General features: G+C 66.4%; 4 protein-coding genes. 1 reads left to right on the plus strand and 3 read right to left on the minus strand.

From position 1 onward, the window contains the following. Nucleotides 1–60: 60 nt before the first annotated feature. Nucleotides 61–1,962 carry an HAD-IIIC family phosphatase gene (locus QZV94_RS23255; RefSeq protein ID WP_293682568.1) on the minus strand — a complete coding sequence of 634 codons (1,902 nt, stop codon included), beginning with the start codon at nt 1,960–1,962 and terminating at the stop codon, nt 61–63. 35 nt (nt 1,963–1,997) lie between these two features. Further along, entirely contained in the window at nt 1,998–2,243 is a 246-nt protein-coding gene (locus QZV94_RS23260; protein ID WP_293682570.1) for an acyl carrier protein, read from the minus strand. A 148-nt stretch (nt 2,244–2,391) separates the two neighbouring features. On the opposite strand from QZV94_RS23260, the gene QZV94_RS23265 reads away from it, so the two are divergent. Then, entirely contained in the window at nt 2,392–3,810 is a 1,419-nt protein-coding gene (locus QZV94_RS23265; protein ID WP_293682572.1) for an SDR family NAD(P)-dependent oxidoreductase, read from the plus strand. Here the strand turns inward: QZV94_RS23265 and QZV94_RS23270 are convergent. Continuing rightward, nucleotides 3,807–4,775, minus strand: a complete 969-nt coding sequence (locus QZV94_RS23270) for a hypothetical protein (protein WP_293682574.1) — start codon at nt 4,773–4,775, stop codon at nt 3,807–3,809. The two genes, QZV94_RS23265 and QZV94_RS23270, sit on opposite strands and share 4 nt — an antisense overlap. Nucleotides 4,776–4,957 lie beyond the last annotated feature (182 nt).

The raw sequence follows: 4,957 nt of genomic DNA on the forward strand, positions 1-4,957 counted from the left end.
CGCCCCCTGCCCAGACCCCCGGCCCACCGCCGGCGGGTCTGCGAGCAGATGCGGCGGAGCTCAGGCCTGGCCGCTAGCGGCGAACGGCAATGCCACGGCTCGGAAGTCCGCAAGGCCCAGACGATAGCGTTGGACGCCGTCCGCATCGGTGTCGAGCCGCGAAAAGCCCAGCTTGTCGTAATGGCTCGCCACCATGCCGTTCTTCGCGGTCGGCACGTACTGGGCGTAGAGAGTCGTCACACCGACTGCCTTCGCGGCAGCCACGAGTTCGGCCAACATGGCCTCCTCAACCTTCCTCCCGAGGACGCGGCAGCTCATCAGCCAGGAATCAACCTCCCAGGCCGCCGCCTCCTTCTCATAAGCTCGGGCAATCACGACGCCGATCATCCCGAAGTCGCCGTACCGATCGGACAACCGGACCTGCAACGTAAACGCGGAGATCTTCTCAAGCTCCTCCACCTGCGCCGCCGTATACCGCTTGGTTGTGAGGTTGAACTGGTTGGTCTTGTTGATCAGTTGGGTAATCCTCGCGCGACCCAGCACATCGAACTGCGCAAAGCCTATCTTCATGTCCAGTGACGCTAGGTAGTCCTCCAGATTTCGCGAGCGACTGAGGACCTCCGCGCGCTGGGCGTTTGCTGCGTAGCTCTCGCTCCGCAGTCGGTCTTCTTCCGAAAACGACACGGTCTCGAAGTAGCCCGCAGCCAGCAGATGCGCGGGATAGTAGGCTGGGTCGAGAGGTAACTCCGGGCAGGCGACCATGGGCAAGGCCGCACGCACCTGCGCCCGCTCCGCGCCGTTGTCGTCGAGCAACACGAGCGCGTCGAGCCCGATGTCGAGCGTGCGGGCGATCGCTTCCAGATTGCTCGCCTTGTCCTGCCAGTTGGCCTGGAACACTGCGATGTCGCTCTCGCGGAGCACCATGTCAGGGTGTTCCCGGAATGGCGCGCGCGCGATGTGGTCATCGTTCTTCGACGAGACCGCCAGGAGGACCCCGCGCGCCTTCAATTCAAGCGCGGTCCGTTGGATGGCTGCGAAGGCCTCGCCCTCGGCGACGCCGCCCCCGATCCGGATCCCCTCGAGGCCGTCGTCACCGATCACGCCGCCCCAGCAGGTGTTGTCGAGGTCGAGGACAAGGCACTTGCGCGATTTGCCACGCATCGCGCCAATAAGACGTCCCACCGCCTCGCAGTACAACGGCGTCGCGTCCGCCGCGAAGGGTAGCTTGTACAGATTGTAGGTGGTCGGATTGAACCACCGAAACGTGCCCACCTGCTCAGCAAGCGCCGCGACGTCCAGGAGTACGGCCCCGACATCGACGCAAAGTTCCGGGAGGCTAGCATTGAACCGTTCGATCATGCCTCGCACGCTGCCGGCGAGGCGGCGGTCGAAGTTCCCGAACAACGCCCCTGGCGGTGTCGCGATCGTCGGCAGGATGGGAGTCGCCTGAACGTCCTGCAGGATGGCGGAGGCCACGTCCTTCAGTTGTTGAAGCGCAGCTTCCACGACGCCTTCATGATCGCCGTGCAGACAGGGGGCATCTAAGCCGAGCCACCGGTGGTCGACGCCTAGGAGGACGCCATCGGGCGAGCGCCGGCGAAGCTCGGACGCCGGATCGAACGCTTCCTGTTCGACCTGTCCTAAGGCAGCGAGCCTGGTTTCCAAGAGCACGCCGTGACGGGCTGCAGCGGCAGGTAACGCCGACACGATGAAATCGAACGTCGCACTCGCCAGGACGTCGAGGCGGAAAGGCGTCAACGGATCGAGCGTTGCGCCTTCGCTCCTGAGCCGGACGAGGGCCTTGCCCAGCGCTGCGGCCTGTTGCGCATCGAGGCGATGGCTCGCAAGCGTCTGGACCGACTGCCCCAGGTGCGGCTCGGTCGACGACAGTGCGCGACACCGATTCCGAAAACCCTCCGGCGCGGGGACCAACCACGGCAGATCAATCGGTTCGAAGCTCACACACCCTCTCGACCGTCACGCCCAGGGCTAGGTTCTTATCGAGCGGCCACAACCTCTGCAAGGCGCACGAGGTCGCCCACCGTCTTGATCCCATCGATCTGCTCGGTGGTGAACTGCCGACCGGCGCGCTTCTCCACGGCGACGATGATGCCCACATGAGCCAAGCTGTCCCAGCCCTCGACGTCGGCCGGAAGGGTGTCGAGCGCGAGGGCGATCGCGTCACTGTCGACCTCGTTCCGCACGATCCGTTCGATCCACCTGAGAGTGTCCGTGTCGCTCACCCTAGACTCCATCCTTGCATCGCACGCGGCGCGTTGACCGCCCCTGGCAATCTATGTGCTCTCTGTTGCGCGGAAAATCCTCGAAACCTATGAAGAATATGTTCCGCCCCAGGCGCCTGCCCGCCTTCACAGACATGGCCCCGACCTCATGCAACTCGGTGTAAGAACCTTCGAGGAACGGGACCAGCGCACCTTTGCGGTGCTCTCCGGCGACAGCAACCCGATGCACATGGACCACGTCGCTGCACGGCGCACGCAGATGGGCGCGCCGGTGGTGCATGGCATGCATGCCGTGCTGTGGGCGCTCGAACTCGCCTGCCAGCAGGTCAGTGAGGCCTTTTCCGGCCTGCGCGTCAATTTCGCGGGACCGATCTATGTTGGCGATCCCGTCGAAGCGGCGCTCATCTCGCACGCCGCGACGCAGGCAAAGATCCATCTGCGGGTTGGCAACGCGCTGGCGACATCGATCACGCTCGAACTGGGACCAATGATCTGCGAGACGCCGGCGATGAGGACCGGCCCCCCGCGGCCCGCGACCTGGCCGCCCAATCCGCTTCCGCTGGCGTTCGGCGAAATGGCTGGACAGGCGGACGCCTTCCACTTCGCCCGGGGGCCCCAGGACGCGACAGCGGGCTATCCCGCCCTGGCCGACCGGATCACACCAAATCGCGTCGGCGCCCTCGTCGCCCTCTCACGGCTGGTCGGCATGATCTGCCCCGGGCTGCACTCGATCTTCAGCGGCGTCACCCTCGACTTCGCGCCGGAGGACCGACCTGCGCTTCAGTACGAATGTGTCGAAGCTGATCCGCGTTTCCGCCGGATTCGTATTGCGGTGGCGGGCGGCGGGATCGCTGGCGAACTGACCGCGTTCGCCCGCCTTCCGCCGACCGAACAGCCCAGCTTCGCCGACATCGCCGCCGTCACCGCGGCCGGGGCCTATCAAGGCGCCACCGTCCTTGTCGTCGGCGGATCGCGGGGGCTGGGCGAAGTCACGGCGAAGGCCTGTGCAGCCGGCGGCGCCGAGGTCGTCATCACCTATGCCAAGGGCGCATCGGAGGCCGAACATGTGGCCGAGCAGATCCGCGCGGGAGGCGGTCGCTGCAGGGTCGTGCAGTTTGATGCCCGCGAGGCCGTGGCCGCGCAACTGGCCGCGGTGACCGAGCCGATCACCCACCTCTACTACTACGCGACGGGGCCGATTGCAGTCCGGCGTACTAAGTTCCTGAGCGCAGACGTGCTGGCCGACTTCATGCGCTTCTACACGACCGCGTTTGTCGATACGTGCGAGGCCCTCGTCGCGCATGGCGACGGCGCTCGACTGCGGGCGTTCTACCCCTCCTCCACGGCGATCTACGAACGGCCTAAAGGTTGGGCCGAGTACGCCATGGCGAAGGCCGCCGGCGAGGTGCTGTGCCGCGAGATCAACATGCAGCGCCGCGACATCGAGGTCATCGTGGAGCGACTGCCGCGCCTGCTCACCGATCAGACGGCGGCCGTGAGACCGGCGGGCGAGGAGCCCGCCCTGGCCGTCATCCTGCCCATCGTGGTGCGCATGCAGGCCCCCTAGAGGCCTAGCGGCCCGTCCCCGTCCAGGGGCGTCAGGTGCAAGCCGTCCGTCACCACCGCATCGTCCTTGATCGTCGCCATGGCCGCAGGCGCGAACAGGAGGGGTCGGCGACCGCGGATCGAGAAGAAACCCGCAGCGCCGAAGGCGGCAGTCCAGATTGGGTGAGTGAAGTTCGAGACAATGGCGTCAACGCCCCGGCGCCGCAACGCTATGGACGCCTGCGAGAGGACGGCGGCCTCGTAGCCAGGCCTGGCGAGTGCATCCAGCACCGTTCCAACCTTTTGCGGGCCGAAACGCCGGTCGTCGGCGAACTGTGTGTCCCGGATCGCGGCCCAGCCAACCACCTCGTCGCCGCGGGCCATCCGCAGGATCGTCGCGTGCGGCCAAGCTCCATGCGGAAGCAGCGCGTTGAGGTTCGTCGCGTCGCGCCGTGCGATGAGCCGGTAGGCGGGTGACGCAACCTGCCAAACCTCATCCGCCCAGGGGCCGAACGAGGCGACCTCCGATGCATCGATGCCGGCCTGCCCGGCCGCGTGAGCGGCCAGCAGGCCCTGCCCCAGATGCAGACCCATGGCGCCTAGCCCCGTCACCGCCAGCGCATCCAAGGCGATGCGGTTTCGCGGACTACCGCGCAGGTAGGTGCTCTCCCGCAGGAACCGTCCGGCGTTCAGCACCTTGACTTGAAGCGGCATGAAAAACTGCCGCCACTTCAATCGCAGCATCAATTCCATGACCCGTTCCGTCGGGCCCCAGGCGAACAGGTTCGGCTGCATGGCTTCCATGTCCCGGAACAAGCGGAACGCCAGCATGCCGTAGGCGGGATTCACCAATCCCTCCGAAACGGGGCCCTGGAAGCTCGCCAGAGTCACGGCCTCGCCGTCCAGGAGGAACTCTTCGCGCTTCAGGCAGAACCCGGCCCGAACCACCTCATCGTCCTCCAGCGCGAGGTAGTAGTCGCGTCGCACCGTCGGACTGGCGCCGGCCGCGAACCAGCGCGGGGGGTCGCCCCCTCGTAGAACTTCCAGGTGGACCCGGCGGCCGCCAGCCGGCCATTGAACGCCCGGACCATCGGCTCATGCTCGGGCGCAAAGCGCTTCACGACGACCGCCAAGACCAACCTCGGTTCTACACCCGGTGGCGGTGCGGG

The organism is uncultured Phenylobacterium sp., assembly GCF_902826855.1.
Lineage (GTDB): Bacteria > Pseudomonadota > Alphaproteobacteria > Caulobacterales > Caulobacteraceae > Phenylobacterium.